Consider the following 20,643-nt stretch of genomic DNA (forward strand, 5'->3'; position numbering starts at 1 on the left):
CCCTCTAGTAGTTCACGACGGCGCGGAACCGCACGTCGCCCTTCCCGACGCGGGCCACCGCTTCGGCGACCTGCCCGGCGTCGAACTCCTCGATGATCGGGGTGACGCGGCCGTCGGCGGCGAACTGCAGGGCTTCGGCCAGCTGGTCGAGCCCGTTGTGCGTCGCGCCGATGATGCTCTGCCGCTGCGCCCAGACCGGGCTCGTGGGCCCGATTTCGAACGTGCCCTCGGGGTCGATCGTGGCCAGCACGAGCCGCCCGCTGACGCGCAGGCCGGCGAGCGCGTCGGTGGCCGCGCGGTACGACGTCCCGGTCACCAGCACGACGTCCGCGCCGCCGATTTCGTTCAGCTCCGCGCCGTCGGCCACGATGTGCTCGGTGCCCAGCTCCCGGATCAGGCCGTGCTTCTCCGGCGACCGCGTGATCGCGACGGTCTCGAACCCGCACGTGTTCGCGAACTGCAGGGCCAGGTGCCCGAGCCCGCCGACGCCGAGGACGGCCACCCGCTCGCCCGGCTTGGGGCCGGCCGCGCGCAGCGCGCTCCACGACGTGTAGCCGGCGCACAGCATCGGTGCCGCGGCCTGGTAGCTCAGGCCGTCGGGCAGCAGGACCGTGCTCTCGGCGGGAACGGCGACGTACTGCGCGTGTCCACCTTGGACGGTCAGCCCGCTCATCCGCGGCGCGGCGCAGTTCATCCCGGACTGCCCGGTCAGCGGCAGGTTCAGCTTGCAGTAATCGCACTGCCCGCAGGTGCCCTGCACCCACGTCGTGCCGACGCGGTCGCCGGCTTTGCGGATCGTCACGCCCGCGCCGGCTTCGACGACCTCGCCCGCCGCCTCGTGCCCGACGATCACCGGGTCGAACGCCGGGAACGGGAACGTGCCGTCGGTCAGGAAGACGTCGTTGTGGCACACCCCGCACGCGCGCACCCGGACCAGCACCTCGCCCGGGCCGGCCGACGGCGTCGCGACGTCCGTCAGCTCCCAGCGGGCACCGGCCGCCGGGACCACTGCTGCCTTCATCGCACGCTCCCTCGTCACGCGCCGGCCGGGCCGGGCGTCTTCAGGTGCACCGGCAGCGAGCCGATGCCGTTCATGATGAACGTGACCTGCGGCGTGAGCTCCGCCGCCGGCACGGCCAGGGACAGGTCGGGGAAGCGCTCGAACAGCGCCGCCAGCGCGGTTTCCGCCTCCAGCAGCGCGAGCGGGCGGCCGATGCAGCGGTAGATGCCCTGCCCGAAGGAGAGGTTTTCCTTGTCCGGGCGGGCGATGTCGAAGACGTCGGCGTTCTCGTGCAGCCGCGGGTCGCGCCCGATGGCGGCGAAGTGCATGAGGACCGGGTCGCCCTTGGCGATCGTGACGCCGCCGAGCTCGACGTCCTCGACCGCGAACCGGAACGGCAGGTGCGCGACCGGTGCCTGCACCCGCAGCGTCTCGTCGAGGACGTCGCTCCAGCTGCGGTTCCCGGACCTCACCAGCGCGAGCTGCTCGGGGTGGGTGAGCAGCAGCAGGACGGCGTTGGCGATCAGGTTCTTCACCGGCTCGGTGCCGGTGGCGAGCATGATGTGCAGGGTGCCGACCATCTCGTCGTCGGTCAGCCCGGCGCCGGAGTCGCCGGCGCGCACGAGGTCCGACGTGAGGTCGTCGGCCGGCTCGCGCCGCTTCGACTCGACGAAGTCCAGCATCTCCTGGTGCCAGCGCTCGAAGTTCGCGGCGGCCTCTTCGGGGCTGGTGGTCGTGTCGGCGTTGATCTCGCCGCCGCGCAGGAAGTCGCGGCGGAACTCCTCGGGGATGCCGAACAGGTCGCAGATCACGGACGCCGGCAGGGGGTGCGCGAAGCGGTCCTTGATGTCGACGGCCTCACCCGGCGGTAGCGCGGCGAGCTCGTCCAGAAGCTTGGCGGCGACGCTCTCCACGTTGGGGCGCAGGGCTTCCACGCGGCGCGGGGTGAACGCCTGCGCGCACGGCTTGCGCAGCCGCGTGTGGTCGCTGCCGTGCGACGTGGTCAGGTTGTCCATGAGGACCCAGCCGATCAGCGGGAAGTCCTCGCCGATGCGGCCTTCCACGAAGTCGACCCAGTGCTTGCGCGGGTCCTTCGAGAAGCGGTGGTCGCCGAGCACCTGCCGGGCCTCCGCGTACCCGGTGACGGACCAGGCGTGGACGCCGCCCGGCAGTTCGATCTTCGCCACCGGGCCGTGCGCGCGGATCCGCGCGGCCTCGCCGTGGATGTCGGTCCCGGCCGGGTCCAGGGCGACGGGGCAACGCTCTTCCATGGGGCATCTCCAACGATCACGGGACAAGGCAGGTCGTGAGTGAGAAACAGGGTTGGCACCCTGTTTCTCACTCACGACCGGGGCACGGATCAGATGTAGTTCGTGTTGGGCTCGAGACCGCACGCGATCCGGCCGTAGAGCTCCAGGTTGGTGTTCGGGTGCATGATCGCGTGCAGGTTGACCGTCTGGACGTCCCGCTCGATGCGCTGGATCGGCACGTCGGTGTGCACCGACGAGCCGCCGCTGGCGGTGTTCAGGATGTCGACGGCCTCCTTGGCCCGCTGGCAGACCGCGCCCATGTCGAGGCGCACCCGGGCCCGCTCCTCCAGGGTCCACTCCTCGTCGGCGACGCTCTTGGTGTCGAGCATGCCCGCCGCGCGGTGCACGTGGAAGTCCGCCTCGTCGATCTTGATGGTCGCTTCGGCCACCTGGAAGTGGGTGATCGGCGCGTCCTTCTGGCTTTCGTAGGCGGTGTAGGTGATCTTGCGGCCGGGGAGGCGCTCGAAGAACGCGTCCTTGGCCGCCTTCGCCAGGCCGGCCGGCACCGCGGCGACCGTGGTGCACGCGGTCGGCATGAACGGCGCCTTGTACAGCGGCGAATCCGCGTTGGCGACGGACAGGTGCTGCCCCATCAGGACCGGGACCATCGGCAGCACGCGCGCCGACGGCACGAAGACGTCCTTGGCGATCGTGCTGACGCTGCCGGTGCCGCGCAGGCCCGCGGTGTGCCAGTCGTCGATCACCTGCAGCTCGTCGATCGGCACCAGCACCATGATCGGCTCGAACTCACCGTTGGGGTGGGCGATGACCGCGGCGTTCGTGTTCCACTTGCTCTGCGTGGAGCCGGTGTTGAAACCCCACTTGCCGTTGAGGATGATGCCGCCCTCGGTCGGGACGCCGACCGCGGTCGGGCTCAGGATGCCGCTGATCCGCACGTCCGGGTCGGCGAAGACCTCGTCCTGCACCTCGTCCGGGAACAGCCCGGTCATCCAGGTGCTGATCGCCCACACCGCGGTGACCCACGCGGTGGAGCCGTCGCCGCGGGCGAGCTCGCCGAGCACGTCGACGACGGTCGTCATGTCGGCCTCGTACCCGCCGTAGCGGCGCGGGACCCGGAGCTTGAGCAGCCCGGAGTACGTCAGCGCCTCGATGGTGTCCTCGTGCAGGCGCCGGTTCTCCTCGGTCCAGATCGCGTGCTTCTTCAGCAACGGCACGAGTTCCGATGCGCGGCGAACCAGCTCGCTCCTCGACGGGGCATCGGCGATGGTCATCAGGTCCTCCTCGGGAAAGGCCACGGGACAAGGCCGTTCGTGACCGTCGATCCGTGCCCCCGAACCGTCGCACCGCGCCCGGGGCGGCGGCATCTCACGCAGTGCTGTCCCGCCGGTGGGGCCGTGTCCGAGCGCAATGCGGGAGACGCCGTCCGTGACCGGGCCGGGCGACGCTGGTCCGGTGTCCGCGGCCGGGGGAAACGTCTGGTGGACGGCCGGGAATTCGAAGCGATTGGAGCTGGTGATGGTCTCCGCTTCCCTCCAGGAGGTTTTTGCCGTCCAGGTGGCACGCACGCCGGACGCGACCGCGGTGAGCGGGGGTGGCGTCCGCCTGACCTACCGCGAGCTCGACGAGTGCGCCAACCGGCTGGCGCACCGGCTGATCGGCCTCGGCGTGACGCCGGACGCGCCGGTGGCCGTCCAATTGCGACGGTCGGCGGACCTGGTGGTGGCCACGCTGGCGATCCTGAAGGCGGGCGGCTGCTACGTCCCCCTGCACGACGCGTACCCCCCGGAGCGCAAGCAGTGGATCGTCGACAGCTTCGGCTCCCCGGTCCTGCTGGCCGACGCCGCGAGCAAGGGGGACGGCCTGGCCGCGACCACGACGACCCTGCTGCTGGACAGCGCGGAGGAAGCCGCCGAACTGGCCGCGCTCCCGGCCACGGACCCCGGCCGGCCCGCCGACCCCGGCCAGCTGGCGTACGTGATCCACACGTCCGGGTCCACCGGCGAGCCCAAGGGCGTCGCGGTCACCCACCGGGACGCCCTCGGCCTCGCGCTCGACCCGGCGTGGGAGGGCGGCCGCCACGAGCGCGTGCTGATGGTCGCGCCCTACGCGTTCAACGTCTCCACCTACGAGCTGTGGGTCCCGCTGCTGCACGGCGGCGAGATCGTGCTGGCCCCGCCAGGGAACCTCGACGTCGAGTCGCTGCGCGCGCTGCTCGCCGAGCACCGGATCACCGGCGTGCACCTGACCGCGGGCCTGTTCCGCGTCCTTGCCGAGGAAGCGCCGGAAGCGCTTTCCGGCGTGCGCGAGGTGCTCACCGGCGGCGACGTCATCGCCCCGGCCGCGGTCCGCCGCGCCCTCGAGGCGAACCCGGACCTGGTGGTGCGCGGGATGTACGGCTCCACCGAGACCACGCTCTTCGCCACGCACGAGCCGATGACCGCGCCGTTCGACGGCGGCGACGCGATCCCGATCGGCGGGCCGCTGGCCGGTGTCCGCACCCACGTCCTCGACGAGAACCTGGCCCCGGTGGCGCCCGGCGGCACCGGCGAGCTGTACCTGGCCGGCCGCGGCGTCGCCCGCGGCTACCACGGCAAGCCGGACCAGACCGCGGACCGGTTCGTCGCCGACCCGTTCGGCGCGCCGGGGTCGCGGATGTACCGCACCGGCGACCTCGTTTCGGTCGGCGCGGACGACCGGCTCGTGTTCGTCGGCCGCGTCTCGGGCCAGGTGAAGATCCGTGGGTTCCGGGTGTCCCTGGGCGAGGTCGAAGCCGTGCTGGCCAAGCACGACGGGCTCGCGCACGTCGCCGTCATCGCCCGTGAGGGCGACGCGGGCGACCAGCGGCTGGCCGCGTACCTGGTGCCGAGCGACGGCGACGTCGACCTGCCCTCGCTCAAGGCCCACGCGGCCCGGCTGCTGCCGGACTTCATGGTGCCCGCGTGGTTCGTCGTCCTCGACGCGCTCCCGCTGACCCCCAACGGGAAGATCGACCGCGCGGCCCTGCCCGAGCCGGAGGCCGGCCCCGCCGTCGAGTACGTCGCGCCGCGCAACCCGCGCCAGGAGACGCTCTGCGCGATCTTCGCCGAGGTGCTCACCACGGACCGGGTCGGCATCGAGGACAGCTTCTTCGACCTCGGCGGCCAGTCGCTGCTGGCCATGAAGCTGATCAGCCGCATCCGCGCGGCGCTGGACGCCGACCTGTCGATCAGCGACCTGTTCGACCAGCCGACGGTGGCCGGGCTCGACGCCCTGCTCGACGAGCAGGCCTGAGCCCACCGAGGGAAGGAGACCGCCGATGACGAACCCCTTCGACGACCCGCGGAGCAGCCTCTCCGTGCTGGTCAACGCCGAGGGCCAGCACAGCCTCTGGCCCGCGGCCGCCGCGGTGCCCGCCGGGTGGACCGCGGTGCACGGGCCGGCTGAGCGGGAGGCGTGCCTCGAGTACGTGCGCACCCACTGGACCGACCTGCGCCCGCGGAGCCTGGCCGCCCGCCTCGACGCGCACTGAGCCCGGAACGACTACGGAGAAGGACACATGACGTCAACAGACAGCTCGGTCTTCGCCGAGGTCCTGGTCGACCACATCGAGGTGGCCGTGGTCGACCTCGGGTCGGCGACGCGGTGGCTGACGGAGGGCTACGGGTTCGTCGTCGCCGCCGAGTCGGCCGGGCCGGCGGAGACCCGCTCGGTCGAGCTCGTGCGCAACGACATCCGGTTCGTGCTCACCGAAGCCCAGGTGGACGACCACGCGACGGCGGCGTACATCGAGCGCCACGGCGACGGTGTCTCGGACATCGCCCTGCGCGTCAAGGACGCGGCCGCGGCGTACGAAGAGGCCGTCCGGCGCGGCGCGCGGCCCGTCGCCCCACCGTCCACTCAGGACGGAACGGTCACCGCGAAGATCATCGGCTTCGGCGATGTCACGCACACGTTCGTGCAGCCCCTCGGCGCCGCGGCGGAGCGGGTGCTGCCCGGCCAGCGGCGCGTCGCGAACGAGGCCGCCGACCCCGGCGCCGGCCTGCTGACGGTCGACCACTTCGCGGTCGTCGTCGAGCCCGGCCGGATCGACGACAACGTCGAGTTCTACCGGTCCGTCCTGGACTTCGAGCTGATCTTCGACGACCGGATCGTCGTCGGCGACCAGGCCGTGGTCACCAAGGTCGTGCAGAGCCGCTCGGGCGCCGTCACGCTCACGCTGATCGAGCCGGACTCCTCGCAGTCGGCCGGGCACATCGACGAGTTCCTCAAGGACCACGGCGGACCGGGCGTGCAGCACATCGCCTTCACCGCCGACAGCATCACCGAGACGGTCAGCACGCTGGGCGCCCGCGGCGTCGAATTCCTCGACACGCCGGACACCTACTACCAGCTGCTGCGCGAGCGCGTCGAGCTGTCGCGGTATTCGGTGGACGAGGTGCAGGCGCTGAACATCCTCGTCGACGAGGACCACGACGGGCAGCTGCTGCAGATCTTCACGCGCTCGGTGCACCCGCGCAACACCCTGTTCCTCGAGGTGATCGAGCGGCTCGGTTCGCGCTCGTTCGGCTCGGGCAACATCAAGGCGCTGTACGAAGCCGTCGAACTGCAGCGGGGCCGGGGAGACGCGTCGTGAGCGCGGGGTTCAGCAACGGCAGCTCGCTCCCGGAGTTCCGGGAAGCGGCCGAGCGGCTGCGGGTGCCCGGCATGGGCACCGAGGTGATCGCCCCGCTGCTGTCGCACCTGGTCCACCTGGTCCGGCCCGAGCGCGTGCTCGAGGTCGGGATGGGCTACACGACACCGTTCATCGCCAAGGCACTGGCCGAAGTGGACGAACTCGTCGAGGCCGAGGCCAAGGCGCTCGTCGGCAAGAACGCGCCGTACCTCGACAGCGGCCGCGAGTTCGACGAGGACTGGATCACCACCGAGCCGGCGCTGCTGATCCCCGGCTACTACCGCGAGCCGCGCAGGTCGCGGTTCATCGCGGTGGACGACCTGTCCGACGAGTACTCCTCGGCGGCGAAGTGCCAGGACCTGCTGACCGAGCTGGGCCTGGGCGGGAGCGTCACCGTCGTCAACGCGAAGATGCGGCAGTGCCGCGACGCGCTGCCGGCCGACTTCCTGCCCATCGACTTCGCCTGGGTCGACGCGTGGGACTGCCTGTACTTCTTCGAAAACTGCCTCGACCTGATCAACCCGGACGGCGGCATCCTGGCGATGCACTACCTGCGGACCTACCCCGAGGGGGAGGCCATCCTGGAGTACATCGCGGACACCCAGCGGATCCGGCCCGGCGAGTTCGAGGTGCTCAGCCTGCTGGAAAGCCAGAAGGTGCGGCAGAACTCGATCACCGTGCTGCGCCGGACCAAGGGGCCGAAGAAGGAGTACTCCGACGTCGGCCAGCGGGCCAAGCTGACGGGCGCGCTCCGCGAGGACGCCGTCCGTCTTGCGGAGGCGGACCACCAGCGCACGTGAAAAGACGTGCGCCCGGCACCTCCCGGCTAGCGTCGCCGAACGGAAGCGGCTGAGTGCTGCTCAGCCGGCGGTCGACCAGCCGGGAGGTTTCGCCGTGCCCCTGAACCAGCCGAACCCCGAGGCGGTGGAAGTCGCCACCGGGCTGCAGTTCCCGACCAGCCTCGCCTTCGACGACGCGGGCGGCGTCTTCGTCGCCGAGTCCGGCCTCGCCTTCGGCGGCGCGGCCCCCGGCGGGAAGGTCTGGCGGCTCGCCGGCGGCGAGCGGACGCTCGTCGCGGACGAGCTCGCCGCGCCGGTCACCGGCCTGTGCTGGTTCGAGGGCGGCCTGTTCGTCTCCGAAGGCGGGGCCGGCCGGATCACCCGCGTCGACGCGGGCGGGCGCAAGCACGTCGTCGTCGACGGCATGCCCGGTCCCGGCAACTACCACACGAACATGGCCGTGGTCGGCGCCGACCGCAAGCTCTACTTCAGCCAGGGCGCGATGTCGAACCTCGGCGTGATCGGCTTGGACGCCTACGAGCTCGGCTGGCTGCGCCGGCTGCCGCACGCGTTCGACCTGCCCGGCCTGGACATCGAGCTGACCGGCTTCAACGCGACCACCCGGGATCCGTTCTCCGACGAGCCCGGCGCGACGATCGGCACCGGCGCGTTCGGCCCGTTCGGCACGCAGACCACCGCGGGCCAGAAGATCGCGGCGCAGCTGCCGTGCACCGCCGCCGTGCTGCGGTGCGAACTGGACGGCTCCGGCATGGAGCTGGTGGCCTGGGGGCTGCGCAACGCGTTCGGTCTCGGCTTCCTGCCCGACGGCCGGCTGATCGCGCTCGACCAGGGCGCCGACGACCGGGGGAGCCGCCCGATCGGCAACGCTCCGGACCTGCTCTTCGACGTCCGGCCGGGTCGGTGGTACGGCTGGCCGGACTTCGTCGGGGACCGTCCGGTGACCGATCCGGCGTTCGCGCCCGAACGCGGCGCGCAGCCGGAGTTCCTGCTGGCGAACCACGAAGACCTGCCCGTTCCCGAACGCGCGCTGCTGGAGTTCGAGCCGCACGTCTCGGCCACCCGCTTCGCCGTCGTCCCGGGCGGGTCGCTGGCCGGCCAGCTCGTCGTGACGCTGTTCGGCGACGAGGCACCGATGTGCCTGCCCGCCGGTGGCCCGCCGGTCGGCCGCAGCCTCGTCGTCGTCGACCCGGCGGACTGGTCGCTGCGGGAGCTGTCCGGTGCCCCGGCGCCGGCCCGCCCCATCGACGTCGGGTTCGCGCCCGGCGACGACGCGCTGTACCTGCTCGACTTCGGGAAGTTCGAGATGTCGGAGAACGGCGTCCAGGCGACCCGGGGCACCGGGCGGCTGTGGCGCTGGGAGTCCTGGTCGGACGGTCCACACCGGACACCGATCGGCTGATCGGGAGCCGCACCGCACGAGAAGCCAGTCACTCCGGCGCGAAGCTACGGTGGAGTCCACGCGGAGCCCGGCCCGGGCCCCGCCGGAGTCCGAAGTGGACTCCCCGTGGGGGAGCTGGGGTGACTGGCCGGTGCGCTGCCGCGCGCCCGGCCGGGGTTGGAGACATTGTGCCGTACTCGCGTTCGCTGCTCGGCTGCCTGGCCGACTTCGCCCGCACCCGGCCGGAGTCGACCGCACTGGTGCTGGGCGACGTCCGGGTGTCCTACGCCGATCTCGCCGCCATGACCATGTCGGCCTACGAAAGCCTGTCGGCGCTGCAGCTGCCGGCCGAGGCCCGGGTCGCGGTCCACGCCGCGAAGACCCCGCGCACGGTCGCGCTCATCGTGGCCTGCCTGCTCGCGCGCCGCCCGTTCATGCTGCCCTCGACCGAGCTCGGCGCGACGGCGCTGGAAGAGCTGCTGGAGAAGGCGGACTGCACCGACGTCCTGACCGCCGAGCCCGGCGCGGGCGTCGGCGGCCGGCGGATCCACAAGATCGACACCACCGCGGTCGCGCCGGACGGCGACCTGGCCGGCCTCGACGGCATCACCGGTCCCGACGTCAGCCCGGACGCCACCTCGTTCATCTTCACGACCTCCGGGTCGACCGGCCTGCCCAAGGTGGTGCCGCTGAGCTTCCAGGCCGTCGAGCGCTTCACCGAGTGGGCGGTCACGAAGTTCCGGCTGCGGCCCGGCACGGTGGTGCTGAACTACGCGCCGTTCAACTTCGACCTCTGCCTGCTCGACATCCGCGCCACCTTCAAGGCCGGCGGCACGACGGTCCTGGTCGAGCCGGACAAGGCGACCAACGGCAAGCACCTCGCCGAGGTGATCCGCGCCGAGCGCGTCGAGGTCGTCCAGTCGGTTCCGATGCTCTACCGGCTGCTCGCCGACGTCCCCGGCGTGACGCCGTTCGAGTCGGTCAAGCACGTGATCGTCACCGGCGACAAGATGCCCGCCAAGCTGCTGCCGGAGCTGCCGCGGCTGTTCCCGAACGCGCGCTTCCACAACATCTACGGCGCCACCGAGACCAACGACAGCTTCATCCACGAGATCACCGGCTTCGAGGGCGAGGGCCCGCTGCCGATCGGCCGGCCGCTGCCCGGCGTCGACGCGCTCGTGCTCGACGCCCACGGAGAAGTGATCGACGGCCCGGCCACCGGCGAGCTGCTCGTGTCGACCCCGTTCCAGACGGCCGGGTACGCGGTCGGCGGCGGGGCGGACAAGTTCGTCGAACGCGACGGCGGCCGCATCTACTTCCGCTCCGGCGACCTCGTCGAGCGCGACGCCGACGGCGTGTTCACGCTCGTCGGGCGCACCGACTCCCAGGTCAAGGTCCGCGGCGTGCGGGTGAACCTCGAAGAGATCGAGCAGGTCCTGCTCGGCCACGAGCGGATCGCCGGCGCGGCCGTGGTGGCGGTGCCCGACGACGTCGCGGGCCTGGTCATCCACGCGGTCGTCCGCCGCGACACGACCGAGCCGCTCGGCGTGCTCGCGCTGCGCCAGTTCTGCCGCGAGCGCCTGGCGCGGGCGGCGCTGCCCACCACGATCCGCGTCGTCGACGACCCCCTGCCGACGACCTCGACGGGCAAGACCGACCGCAAAGCCGTCATCCGAGACCTGTTGAACGGGAGCTGACATGGGTTATTCCGAGCAGATCAAGCAGTACGTCCTCGACGAGTTCCTGCCGGGCGTCGGCCCGGAGGAGCTCGAGGCCGACTACGACCTGCGCGCCAACGGCGTCATCGACAGCCTCGGCCTGCTGCGCGTGGTCACCTGGCTCGAGGCCACGTTCGAGATCCCGATGGAGGAGGTCGAGATCGTCGAGCAGGACTTCACCTCCATCACCTCGATCTCCCGGTTCGTCGAGCTGCACTCGGCGTCGGGCTCGTCCGATGTGGACTACCTGGGAAAGGCGGCCTGACACAGTGATCATCCGCAAACTTTCGGAAGTCGAAGGCGTCGAGTGGGGCAACGGCCTGAGCCACCGCTTCCTGACGCTGCGGGACGGCATGGGCTACACGGTCACGCACACGATCGTCCGCGCCGGCACCGATTCCGCGCTGGAGTACAAGAACCACCTCGAGGCGTGCTACTGCATCGCCGGCAGCGGCAAGGTCATCGACTCCGCGGGTGACGAGCACGTCATCGAGGTCGGCACGATCTACGCCCTCGACAAGCACGACCCGCACCACCTGATCGCGTCGCCGCACGAGGACATGGTGCTGGTCTGCATGTTCACGCCCGCCCTCATCGGCGACGAGTCGCACAACCTCGACGACGAATTCTCCAACTACTGAGCCGGAGCTCCCCCGATGCAGCAGTGGACCGACAAGCAGCAGGAGTTGCGGGACGGCTACACCGAGGCCTTCCGGGCCTGGGGCGCCGACCACCTCCGGCGTGACCGCGAAGCCGAGTTCGCCGGCGAGCTGTGGCCGGCGATCGGCGCGACGGGCCTGTTCGGCCTGCCGTTCGGCACCGAGTACGGCGGCGGCGGGCACGACCTGCCGACCACCATGCACGTGCTGGAGGGTCTCGGCCGCCACTGCCGCGACGGGGGGCTCGGCTTTTCGATCTCGACGCAGCTGGTCAGCACCGGCGTGCCGGTCCACCGGTTCGGCTCGGAGGAGCTGAAGCACCGGCTGCTGCCGAAGGTGATCGACGGCTCGGTGATCTGCGCCCACGCGATCACCGAGCCGCACGGCGGGTCCGACGCGGCCGCCATGCAGACCACGGCCGAGCGCCGGGACGACGAGAACTACGTCCTCAACGGCCGGAAGTTCTTCATCACCAACGGCCCGGTCGCCGACGTCGTCCTGGTCTACGCCCGGACGTCGCCGGGCACCGGCCCGCTCGGCATCAGCGTGTTCGCCGTCGAGAAGGGCACGCCCGGCTTCGAAGCCGGGCCGCCGATCGACAAGATGGGCCTGCGCACGTCGCCGCTGGGGAACCTGACGTTCACCGACTGCGTGGTGCCCGCGGCGAACATGGTCGGCCGCCGGGGCAAGGGCTTCCTGCTGCTCGACTACGTGATGAAGTGGGAGGTGCTGCTGTCCTTCGCGATCAGCCTGGGCGCGATGGAGCACCGCCTCGAGCAGAGCGTCGAATACGCGAAGAGCCGCAAGCAGTTCGGGGCGCCGATCGCGTCCTGCCAGCTGATCGCGGAAAAGATCGTGCAGATGAAGATGGACCTGGAGACCACCCGCAACTGGTTCTACGACACCGCGAAGCGGTTCGAGGCCGGTGAGGACGTGATGGTGGACGTGGCCATGGCGAAGGTGCTCGCGAGCGAGGCCAACGTCCGGTCGGCGACCAACGCCGTGCAGATCTTCGGTGGCCGGGGCTACCTCAGCGAGTTCGGCATCGAGAAGGAGCTGCGCGACGCCACCGGCGGCACGATCTACTCCGGCACGTCGGAGGTCCAGCGGGACAAGGTCGCCAGAATGCTCGGAGTGCGCTGACAGGCGCCGGAACCGGAAGAAGGACGACATGGCGGCCGAGACGCCTCCGCAAGACCTGCTCGGGGTCACCCCGTTCCTCGACTACGACCACCCGGTCGTGCGGGAGTTCGTCGGGCGGGCGCTCGACGGGACCGAGCGGACCCTCACCGACAAGGCGGTTTCGCTGTACTACGCGGTCCGCGACAAGCTGCACTACGAGGTCTACGGCGCGGCGCTGAGCCGCGACGGCCTCAAGGCGAGCGCGATCATCGAGCGCGGCCGCGGGTTCTGCGTCCACAAGTCCATTGTGTACGCCGCCGTGTGCCGCGCGGCGGGCGTGCCGAGCCGGATCGCGCTCACCGACGTCCGCAACCACCTCGCGTCGCCGCGGCTGCGCGAGCTGGTCGGCGGAGACGTGTTCCGCTTCCACGCACTGAATTCCGTGTACCTGAACGGCAAGTGGGTCCGCGCGACGCCGGTGTTCACCAAGCTCCTGTGCCGGCTGTACGGCATCACGCCGCTGGAGTTCGACGGCTCGGCCGACAGCATGTCGCACCCGTACGACAGCAAGGGCCGCCGGTACATGGAGTTCCTCCACGACTACGGCGACTTCGACGACTTCCCGTACGAGCTCGTCGTCGAGGGCATCCGCTCGGCGCACCCGGCGCTGTTCGCCAGCCGCTACGAGACGGCGGGCGGCTCGCTCGTCGCCGAGGCGGCCGACGAGACCGGCGAATCCGGACAGTCCGGCTTGAGGGCCGCGTAACCGAGCACAGCGGGAGATGCGGTCCGCCGTCGCGCGGGAGGACGGTGGACCGCGGCTCCTGGGGGAGTCCTGGAAAGGGGCGGTGATGGTGGTTCTGGCGCCCGGCTTCGTCCGGAGCCGGTGGCAGCGGTCGGTGCTGGGCCGGTTCCCGGGGCTGGGCAAGCTCACGGTGAGCAGCCTGCTCTCGGAGACCGCCGACGAGTTCGCCTCCGTCGCCCTGATCTGGATCGTGCTGGTGGAAACCGGTTCCCCGGGACTCGCGGGGCTCGCGGTGTTGTTCCGCCGCTTCCCGGAGATCGTCTCGGGGCCCCTGCTCGGCGCGTGGTTCGACCGCTGGTCGCCGGTGAAGCTCACCGCGATCGGGTTCGCCGTCCGCGGCATCGCGATCGGCGGCATCGCGCTGCTGTCGGTGGTCGGCACGTTCAGCGTGCCGGTGGTGCTGGGCCTGTGCCTGGTCATGGGCGTCACGAACCCGCTGGCGAAGGTCGGCACCCGCGTCATCACGCCGATGCTCATCCCGCGCCGCGAGCTGCAGGTGGCCAACGGCGTGCTGACCATCGGGGACCAGTTCCCGTACCTGGTCGGCCCGGTCCTCGGCGGTTCGCTGGCGGGCTTCATCGGCATCTGGTCGCTGTTCATCCCGGCGATCATGTGCCTGGTGGCGACGGCGCTGGTGCTCGGCGTGCGGGTGAACCCGGCGCTCTCCCCGGCGCCGCCTGCGTCGCCCTCGCGGAAGAAGAACAGCTTCGTCGCCGGGTTCGGCCCGCTGATCACCGTGCCGGTCGTCCGCGCGATGATGATCCTGACGATCATCTACTTCCTGTCCTACGGCCCGCTGCTGACCGCGATCCCGGTGTTCTCGGAGCAGAACCTCGGCGCCGGCGGCGCGGGCTACGGCGCGATGTGGTCGGCGATGGGCGTGGGCGCGTTGCTCGGCCTGGTGATGGTGCCGCGGCTGGCGAGGTTCCGCCCGGCGGTGGTCAACGCGGTCGGGGCGACGGTGTGGGGCATCATCCTGCTGCCCCTGGTGTTCGTGCACGCGTTGCCGCTGGCGCTGGTGATCATGTTCGTCGGCGGGTTCGTCTGGGCGCCGTACGCGTCGACCGAGATCAGCGTCATCCAGAACGCGGTGACGTCCGAGCAGTACGGCGCGGTGTTCGGCGCCCGCCGGTCGGTGATCGTCGCGTCGTCCCCGACGGGCGCTGCTTTGGGTGGCCTGCTGCTGGAGCACTTCAGCGGGTCCCAGGTGGTCGCGCTGTCGGGCCTGGCGTGCGTGCTCGGCGGCGCGTTGTGCCTGTGCCTGCCGTCGGTCCGCGCGGAAAAACCGGTGCCCGCACCGCACATCGAGCCCGAGCCCGAACCGGTCCGAGTTTCCCAGGAGTGACCAGCGAAATGGCGCCACGCATCCTGCTCATCGGCGGCAACCCGAAGCACTTCCACGCGGCGAAGGCGGCCGGGTGCGAGGTGGTGTACGTCCAGAACCCGGACGAGTTCAAGCCGGAGTACGGCCCGCTGGTGGTGGGCGCGCTCCTGGCGGACTACACGGACTGGGCGACGTTCGCCCCGCTCGTCGAGGCGGCGCACCGGGCGTGGGGGTTCTCGACGGTGGTGTCGCTGACGGAGCCGGGCCTCGACCCGGCCGGCCGCGTCCGCGACCTGCTGGGGCTGGGAGGCCCGTCGTACGAGGTGAGCCACCGGTTCACGGACAAGGCGGTGATGCGCCGCCGCTTGGCGGAGGTCGCCCACCCGGACGTCCCGGCGATCGGCGCGGCGGTGCTCGAGGGCCGCGAAAGCTTGACGGCGTTCGGAGCTCGTTACGGCTACCCGTTCATCGTGAAGCCGGGAGCGGGCACGGCGAGTTTCGGTGTCCACCGCGTGGACAGCGCGGACCAGGTCGAGTCGGTCTACGCGGCGATTTCGCGCGATCGCGATGTTTCGGACCACCCGTTCCTTGGCCAGTACGACCTCGACGAGTACGTGCTGGAGGAGTACATCGACGGGACGCTGTACAGCGCGGAAGCGTTTTCGTTCGCGGGGAACCACCGGGTGCTGGCGATCACGGAGGCGGTGACGCTGCCGGGAACGGTGGTCCACGCGGGCCACGCGGTCCCGGCCCGGCTGTCGCCCGCGGAGGTGGCGGCGGTGGAGCGGATGATCCCGGCGTTCCTGGAGGCGATGGGGTACTCGGACGGCCCGAGCCACACGGAGTTCAAGTTCAGCCCGCGCGGCCCGGTGGTGATCGAGTCCCAGAACCGCATCGGCGGGGCGCTGATCAACGAGATGGTGTTCGCGGTGCACGGGGTCGACATGCACGAGCTGACGATGAAGTGGCCCCACGGCCTGGTGACACCGCTGGCGGCCGCCCCGCCGGCCATCGGCGCGGCGGCGAGCTGGCTGGCGGTGGCGGAGCCGGGCGAGATCGTGGAGATGGCGGGTGTGGACGGGGTTTCGGCAGACCCGGCAACGCTGGCGATCGACCTCGGGGGAGCGGCGCCGGGTGATGTGGTGCGCTCGTTGGACGGCTCGTGGGACGGGCTGGGCCATGTAGCGGTAACGGCGGCCGACACGACGGCGGCGATCGAGTTCAGCCAGGCGAAGGTGGCGGACATCAAGGTCCGCACGCGGCCGGTGGCGGAGTAGGGATTAGTGGCGAGTGAGGGCCCCGGTGCCGGTCGGCGCACCGGGGCCTTCGCATGCCCGAGGGGGATAATCGGCCGCCAGCCCGCCAGCCCGCCAGCCCGCCAGCCCGCCAGCCCGCCAGCCCGCCAGCCCGCCAGCCCGCCAGCCCGCCAGCCCGCCAGCCCGCCAGCCCGCCAGCCCGCCAGCCCGCCAGCCCGCCAGCCCGCCAGCCCGCCAGCCCGCCAGCCCGCCAGCCCGCCAGCCCGCCAGCCCGCCAGCCCGCCAGCCCGCCAGCCCGCCAGCCCGCCAGCCCGCCAGCCCGCCAGCCCGCCAGCCCGCCAGCCCGCCAGCCCGCCAGCCCGCCAGCCCGCCAGCCCGCCAGCCCGCCAGCCCGCCAGCCCGCCAGCCCGCCAGCCCGCCAGCCCGCCAGCCCGCCAGCCCGCCAGCCCGCCAGCCCGCCAGCCCGCCAGCCCGCCAGCCCGCCAGCCCGCCAGCCCGCCAGCCCGCCAGCCCGCCAGCCCGCCAGCCCGCCAGCCCGCCAGCCCGCCAGCCCGCCAGCCCGCCAGCCCGCCAGCCCGCCAGCCCGCCAGCCCGCCAGCCCGCCAGCCCGCCAGCCCGCCAGCCCGCCAGCCCGCCAGCCCGCCAGCCCGCCAGCCCGCCAGCCCGCCAGCCCGCCAGCCCGCCAGCCCGCCAGCCCGCCAGCCCGCCAGCCCGCCAGCCCGCCAGCCCGCCAGCCCGCCAGCCCGCCAGCCCGCCAGCCCGCCAGCCCGCCAGCCCGCCAGCCCGCCAGCCCGCCAGCCCGCCAGCCCGCCAGCCCGCCAGCCCGCCAGCCCGCCAGCCCGCCAGCCCGCCAGCCCGCCAGCCCGCCAGCCCGCCAGCCCGCCAGCCCGCCAGCCCGCCAGCCCGCCAGCCCGCCAGCCCGCCAGCCCGCCAGCCCGCCAGCCCGCCAGCCCGCCAGCCCGCCAGCCCGCCAGCCCGCCAGCCCGCCAGCCCGCCAGCCCGCCAGCCCGCCAGCCCGCCAGCCCGCCAGCCCGCCAGCCCGCCAGCCCGCCAGCGGCCCCGACGGCTTTGAGCAGCCTGCCGCGCCGGCTGTCGCGACCGGCGCGGACGGCGGCGAGGGTGACGATCGCGGCCGCGGCCAGCAGCCCGCCAGCCAACCCTCGCCGTGAGCCGTGAGCCGTGAGCCGTGAGCCGTGAGCCGTGAGCCGTGAGCCGTGAGCCGTGAGCCGTGAGCCGTGAGCGCGGCGCAGTCAATCGCTCGTCCGCCCGGCGCAACTCGGCGGCGGTTCCTGCCACCTCGACCGCGCGACCCGCCCGGTTTCCCCTCCCGTACATGCGAAACGGGCCCGCCCCGGCTGGGGACGGGCCCGTTCGCACGCGCGCGGGGTCACGGCACTCCGACGACACCCGTGCAGTAGTCCTCGATGTACGCGCGCTTCGCCGCTTCGCCGCGGTCCGTGCGCAGGAAGCGGGCCCAGGCCCGGCGCTCGTGGGCCGTTGTGTCCAGTTCCACCACGTTCTGCGTGGCGCGGAATGCTCCCGGCTTGGCCGGGTAGCGCTTGAACTCGTCGCCGTCCAGGAAGAAGATTGCCGTCCACAGCTCGTCCTTGCGCCACAGACCCACGATCAGGTAATAGCCGCCGTCGTGGTGCAACTGCGCGTAGCCGAGCTCGTTCTCGAACTCCAGCTCGCCCGACTCCGCCTGGTCGCGCAGGTACTGGCGCGCCTGCTCGCTGATCGCCGGCGCGGCCTCTTCGCCCTCTTCGCGGATGTCGTACCACTTCAGGTACGCGCCCGGCAGTCGCAGGTCTTCGCCCGGGTAGATCCGCTTCGCGACGTGCACCCACTCCTCCGGGATGTCCGCCAGCTCGCTCAGTTCCGTGATCGCTTTCGTCACTTGGCTACCGCCTCACCTGTGTAGAGCCCGTTCAGTTCGTACTCGCGCAGCTGCTTGTAGTCCGACTCGACCTGTTCCGGGTCGTCCGCCTCGAGGTAGACGTAGCCCACCGACGTCGCCAGGTCGACCGTCCGCCGCACGGGGCCCCCAGGCGGCGTCGTCAGCACCAGGTCGACGAACGACGGCAGCGCGCGCACCGCCGCGAACCCGGCCTCGTCCGGCACCACGCCGTCGCCCGGGCTGATCAACGTCACGTAGCGCAGGAACGACCGCGGCCGGTACGTCGGCAGCCGCCGCTCGGTCACCTCTTCGGGGCGCGCCACCGCCAGCGCCAGGCACTCGACCTGGTTGGTGCCGATGCACCGCGAGATCACCGCGGGCTGGTGCGACCCGCCCATCCGCGCGCCGGACTCGACCAGCACCGGACCGGTCGGGGTGAGCATCACCTCGGTGTGCCCGGCGCCGTTGCGGATCTCGAGCGCGTCCAGGACGTCCAGCGTGTAGCCGACCAGGTCCGCCACGCGCGGCTCCTCCAGCGGCACCGGCTGCTCGTAGTCGTACATCCAGTGGCCGCCGTCGAGGGCCCGCTTGTGGTAGCGCCACACCTCGACGACGTGGTGCACGCCGTCCCGGCTGACGGTGTTGACGAAGTACTCGTCCCCGTGCAGGTATTCCTGCGCCAGCACGGTGTCGTTGCGCGACCCGTACCGGGTGGTGCCGGCGAGGATCGCGGCGTGCCCGGTGCGCACCTCGTCGGCCGACCCGCAGATCCGGACGTTGTCCGTGCCCGCGCTCGCCAGCGGCTTCAGCACGACCGGCCAGTTGCCCAGCGCTTCCGCCCAGGCGACGACCTCGTCGGCGGACGGCGACGAGAACGACGCGGCCGTGGTGACACCCGCCTCCCGCACCGCCGCCACCATCTCGTACTTGTCGCGCCGCGCCCGTGGCCGGCTCATCCCGTTGCCGGGGGTGCCGAGCGCCGCCGACAGCTCGTCGGCCAGCAGCACTCCCGACTCGGTTCCGGCCAGCACGAACCCGACGTCGAGGCGCCGCAACGCTTCCGCGGTTTCGCCGACGTCGCCCTGATGCCGGACGTCGGCCGCCGCCGACCCGCGCAGGTGCACGTCCGGTGCCTCGGACCGGACGCGCACCGTCTCCAGCCCGTGCGCGGCCAGCGCCGCGGGCAGGTGCGCGGCGATGCCGTCCGCGTCGACGACCGCCACCCTCACGACGTGGCTCCGCCCAGCTGCGGGATCGACGCCGCCGCGAGGTCGAGCTGCTCTTCGTTGACGACGTCGTCTTCCAGCGTGCCGGCGAAGTACTTGTCGTAGGCGACGAGGTCGAAGTGGCCATGCCCGGACAGTCCGAAGAGGATGGTCCGGCTGACGCCTTCGGCGCGGCACTTCAGGGCTTCGTCGATCGCGCCGCGGATCGCGTGCGTCGACTCCGGCGCCGGCAGGATCCCTTCGGTGCGGGCGAACTGCACGCCCGCCTCGAAGCACCCGGTCTGCCCGACGGCGACCGGCTCGATCAGCTTGTCTTCGACCGCGCGGCTGACCAGCGGGCCGATGCCGTGCGCGCGCAGGCCGCCGGCGTGCACGGGCGGCGGCATGAACTCGTGGCCGAGGGTGTGCATCCGGAACAGCGGCCCGAGCCGGCCGGTGTCCGCGTAGTCGTAGGCGATGGTGCCGCGGGTCAGCGTGGGGCAGGCGGCCGGCTCGACGGCCAGCACCCGCACCGCGGGCCCGCCGCGCAGCTGCGCGCCGATGAAGGGGAACGTGAGCCCGGCGAGGTTGCTGCCGCCGCCGGAGCAGCCGACGATGACGTCCGGGTAGTCCCCGGCCAGTTCCATCTGCAGCAGGGCTTCCTGCCCGATGACGGTCTGGTGCAGCAGCACGTGGTTCGCGGCACTGCCGAGCACGTAACCCAGCGACGGGTCCTTCGCCGCCGTTTCCAGCGCCTCCGAAGTCGCGATGCCGAGGCTGCCGGGGGAGTCGGGGTATTTGGCCAGGATCTCCCGGCCCACCGCGGTTTCCGGGCTCGGGCTGGGGACGCACGTCGCGCCGTAGGACTCCATCAGCGCCCGGCGGTAGGGCTTCTGCTGGAAGCTCACCTTGACCATGAACACCTTGGCGGTCAGCCCGAAGAGCGCGGCCGACAGCGCTGTCGCGCTGCCCCACTGCCCGGCGCCGGTCTCGGTGATCAGGCCGGTCTTGCCCGCCTGCTTGTTGTAGTACGCCTGCGGGATCCCGGTGTTCGGCTTGTGGCTCCCGGACGGCGCGACACCCTCGTACTTGTAGTAGATCTTCGCCGGGGTGCCGAGGGCTTGTTCGAGCCGGCGCGCGCGGTAGAGGGGGCTGGGCCGCCACTGGGCGTAGAGCTGGCGCACCGGCTCCGGGATCTCGATGTCCCGTTCGGTGCTCAGTTCCTGGTCGATGATGGGCTCCGGCATCGTCGCGCCCATTTCGTCGCGAGTCAGCGGTGCCCCGGTCGCCGGGTTGAGCGCGGGCGCCAGCGGGGCGCCGGGCAGGTCGGCGGCAATGTTGTACCAGGTGCTCGGAATCTGGGACTCGTCGAGCTGGAACTTGCTTCTCTCCATCGCGGAGCCTCTCGTCGTTGTGCAGTACCGGATCCGACGCACGGCGGTGCCCGCCGGCACGCCCCGATGCTGCCGTCCCCGCCCGCCCGGGCACATCTCCCGGAGTGCGCGCTCTGGGCCACTTGCACCCCGGGTGCGCTAATTTCGTTTCAGAGCCACGAAA

General features: G+C 72.0%; 18 protein-coding genes. 12 read left to right on the top strand and 6 right to left on the bottom strand.

What is annotated here, in order from left to right; genetic code table 11:
- Window positions 1-4 precede the first annotated feature (4 nt).
- From ABFJ78_RS15040 to ABFJ78_RS15050, 3 genes are all read right to left on the bottom strand, one after another.
- The gene (locus ABFJ78_RS15040; protein ID WP_436386880.1) at window positions 5-1,021 is read right to left on the bottom strand and encodes an alcohol dehydrogenase catalytic domain-containing protein; all 1,017 of its coding nucleotides are present in this window, start codon (window positions 1,019-1,021) and stop codon (window positions 5-7) included.
- Window positions 1,022-1,035: 14 nt separating this feature from the next.
- Window positions 1,036-2,271: a cytochrome P450 family protein gene (locus tag ABFJ78_RS15045; RefSeq protein WP_436386881.1), complete on the bottom strand. Its 1,236-nt coding sequence runs from the start codon at window positions 2,269-2,271 to the stop codon at window positions 1,036-1,038.
- 89 nt (window positions 2,272-2,360) lie between these two features.
- On the bottom strand, window positions 2,361-3,542 hold the full coding sequence (locus ABFJ78_RS15050; RefSeq protein ID WP_436386883.1) for an acyl-CoA dehydrogenase family protein: 1,182 nt from the start codon (window positions 3,540-3,542) through the stop codon (window positions 2,361-2,363).
- A gap of 244 nt (window positions 3,543-3,786) precedes the next feature.
- Between ABFJ78_RS15050 and ABFJ78_RS15055 the strand changes: the two genes are divergently transcribed.
- From ABFJ78_RS15055 to ABFJ78_RS15110, 12 genes are all read left to right on the top strand, one after another.
- Window positions 3,787-5,541, top strand: coding sequence for an amino acid adenylation domain-containing protein (locus ABFJ78_RS15055; protein ID WP_436386884.1), 1,755 nt, complete (start codon window positions 3,787-3,789; stop codon window positions 5,539-5,541).
- A 25-nt stretch (window positions 5,542-5,566) separates the two neighbouring features.
- Window positions 5,567-5,779, top strand: coding sequence for an MbtH family protein (locus ABFJ78_RS15060; protein ID WP_436386886.1), 213 nt, complete (start codon window positions 5,567-5,569; stop codon window positions 5,777-5,779).
- Between the two features lie 27 nt (window positions 5,780-5,806).
- Window positions 5,807-6,883, top strand: coding sequence for a 4-hydroxyphenylpyruvate dioxygenase (hppD, locus tag ABFJ78_RS15065; protein ID WP_436386887.1), 1,077 nt, complete (start codon window positions 5,807-5,809; stop codon window positions 6,881-6,883).
- The gene (locus ABFJ78_RS15070) at window positions 6,880-7,722 is read left to right on the top strand and encodes a class I SAM-dependent methyltransferase (RefSeq protein ID WP_436386888.1); all 843 of its coding nucleotides are present in this window, start codon (window positions 6,880-6,882) and stop codon (window positions 7,720-7,722) included. Before hppD ends, ABFJ78_RS15070 begins: the two co-directional genes overlap by 4 nt.
- A gap of 94 nt (window positions 7,723-7,816) precedes the next feature.
- On the top strand, window positions 7,817-9,121 hold the full coding sequence (locus ABFJ78_RS15075) for a PQQ-dependent sugar dehydrogenase (RefSeq protein WP_436386890.1): 1,305 nt from the start codon (window positions 7,817-7,819) through the stop codon (window positions 9,119-9,121).
- A gap of 167 nt (window positions 9,122-9,288) precedes the next feature.
- Window positions 9,289-10,797, top strand: coding sequence for an AMP-binding protein (locus ABFJ78_RS15080; protein ID WP_436386891.1), 1,509 nt, complete (start codon window positions 9,289-9,291; stop codon window positions 10,795-10,797).
- A 1-nt stretch (window position 10,798) separates the two neighbouring features.
- Complete coding sequence (locus ABFJ78_RS15085) at window positions 10,799-11,083, top strand: acyl carrier protein (protein ID WP_372666506.1); 285 nt, start codon at window positions 10,799-10,801, stop codon at window positions 11,081-11,083.
- A gap of 4 nt (window positions 11,084-11,087) precedes the next feature.
- Entirely contained in the window at window positions 11,088-11,459 is a 372-nt protein-coding gene (locus tag ABFJ78_RS15090; protein WP_086671488.1) for an ectoine synthase, read from the top strand.
- A 15-nt stretch (window positions 11,460-11,474) separates the two neighbouring features.
- Window positions 11,475-12,620 carry an acyl-CoA dehydrogenase family protein gene (locus ABFJ78_RS15095; protein ID WP_436386893.1) on the top strand — a complete coding sequence of 382 codons (1,146 nt, stop codon included), beginning with the start codon at window positions 11,475-11,477 and terminating at the stop codon, window positions 12,618-12,620.
- A 28-nt stretch (window positions 12,621-12,648) separates the two neighbouring features.
- Window positions 12,649-13,365: a transglutaminase-like domain-containing protein gene (locus tag ABFJ78_RS15100; protein WP_436386895.1), complete on the top strand. Its 717-nt coding sequence runs from the start codon at window positions 12,649-12,651 to the stop codon at window positions 13,363-13,365.
- An 85-nt stretch (window positions 13,366-13,450) separates the two neighbouring features.
- Window positions 13,451-14,749 carry an MFS transporter gene (locus ABFJ78_RS15105; RefSeq protein ID WP_436386896.1) on the top strand — a complete coding sequence of 433 codons (1,299 nt, stop codon included), beginning with the start codon at window positions 13,451-13,453 and terminating at the stop codon, window positions 14,747-14,749.
- A gap of 8 nt (window positions 14,750-14,757) precedes the next feature.
- Window positions 14,758-16,005 (top strand): ATP-grasp domain-containing protein, encoded by a 1,248-nt coding sequence (locus ABFJ78_RS15110; protein ID WP_436386897.1) that lies wholly within the window; start codon window positions 14,758-14,760, stop codon window positions 16,003-16,005.
- Window positions 16,006-17,371: 1,366 nt separating this feature from the next.
- Here ABFJ78_RS15110 and ABFJ78_RS15115 read toward each other — a convergent pair.
- From ABFJ78_RS15115 to ABFJ78_RS15125, 3 genes are read right to left on the bottom strand one after another with little or no spacing between them, the layout of a single operon-like run.
- On the bottom strand, window positions 17,372-17,881 hold the full coding sequence (locus tag ABFJ78_RS15115) for a hypothetical protein (RefSeq protein ID WP_400904204.1): 510 nt from the start codon (window positions 17,879-17,881) through the stop codon (window positions 17,372-17,374).
- Complete coding sequence (locus tag ABFJ78_RS15120; protein WP_436386898.1) at window positions 17,878-19,110, bottom strand: hypothetical protein; 1,233 nt, start codon at window positions 19,108-19,110, stop codon at window positions 17,878-17,880. The genes ABFJ78_RS15115 and ABFJ78_RS15120 overlap by 4 nt, the downstream gene beginning before the upstream one ends.
- A complete protein-coding gene (locus ABFJ78_RS15125) occupies window positions 19,107-20,480 on the bottom strand; it encodes a TrpB-like pyridoxal phosphate-dependent enzyme (protein WP_436386900.1) in 1,374 nt (457 codons plus the stop codon). The genes ABFJ78_RS15120 and ABFJ78_RS15125 overlap by 4 nt, the downstream gene beginning before the upstream one ends.
- Between the last annotated feature and the right edge of the window lie 163 nt (window positions 20,481-20,643).

The organism is Amycolatopsis sp. MEPSY49 (assembly GCF_051337345.1).
GTDB lineage: Bacteria > Actinomycetota > Actinomycetes > Mycobacteriales > Pseudonocardiaceae > Amycolatopsis.

Coding starts and splice junctions, on each gene's coding strand:
- ABFJ78_RS15040 (WP_436386880.1), bottom strand. CDS start 1,021: ATGAAGGCAGCAGTGGTCCCGGCGGCCGGTGCCCGCTGGGAGCTGACG.
- ABFJ78_RS15045 (WP_436386881.1), bottom strand. CDS start 2,271: ATGGAAGAGCGTTGCCCCGTCGCCCTGGACCCGGCCGGGACCGACATC.
- ABFJ78_RS15050 (WP_436386883.1), bottom strand. CDS start 3,542: ATGACCATCGCCGATGCCCCGTCGAGGAGCGAGCTGGTTCGCCGCGCA.
- ABFJ78_RS15055 (WP_436386884.1), top strand. CDS start 3,787: ATGGTCTCCGCTTCCCTCCAGGAGGTTTTTGCCGTCCAGGTGGCACGC.
- ABFJ78_RS15060 (WP_436386886.1), top strand. CDS start 5,567: ATGACGAACCCCTTCGACGACCCGCGGAGCAGCCTCTCCGTGCTGGTC.
- hppD (WP_436386887.1), top strand. CDS start 5,807: ATGACGTCAACAGACAGCTCGGTCTTCGCCGAGGTCCTGGTCGACCAC.
- ABFJ78_RS15085 (WP_372666506.1), top strand. CDS start 10,799: ATGGGTTATTCCGAGCAGATCAAGCAGTACGTCCTCGACGAGTTCCTG.
- ABFJ78_RS15095 (WP_436386893.1), top strand. CDS start 11,475: ATGCAGCAGTGGACCGACAAGCAGCAGGAGTTGCGGGACGGCTACACC.
- ABFJ78_RS15100 (WP_436386895.1), top strand. CDS start 12,649: ATGGCGGCCGAGACGCCTCCGCAAGACCTGCTCGGGGTCACCCCGTTC.
- ABFJ78_RS15105 (WP_436386896.1), top strand. CDS start 13,451: ATGGTGGTTCTGGCGCCCGGCTTCGTCCGGAGCCGGTGGCAGCGGTCG.
- ABFJ78_RS15110 (WP_436386897.1), top strand. CDS start 14,758: ATGGCGCCACGCATCCTGCTCATCGGCGGCAACCCGAAGCACTTCCAC.
- ABFJ78_RS15125 (WP_436386900.1), bottom strand. CDS start 20,480: ATGGAGAGAAGCAAGTTCCAGCTCGACGAGTCCCAGATTCCGAGCACC.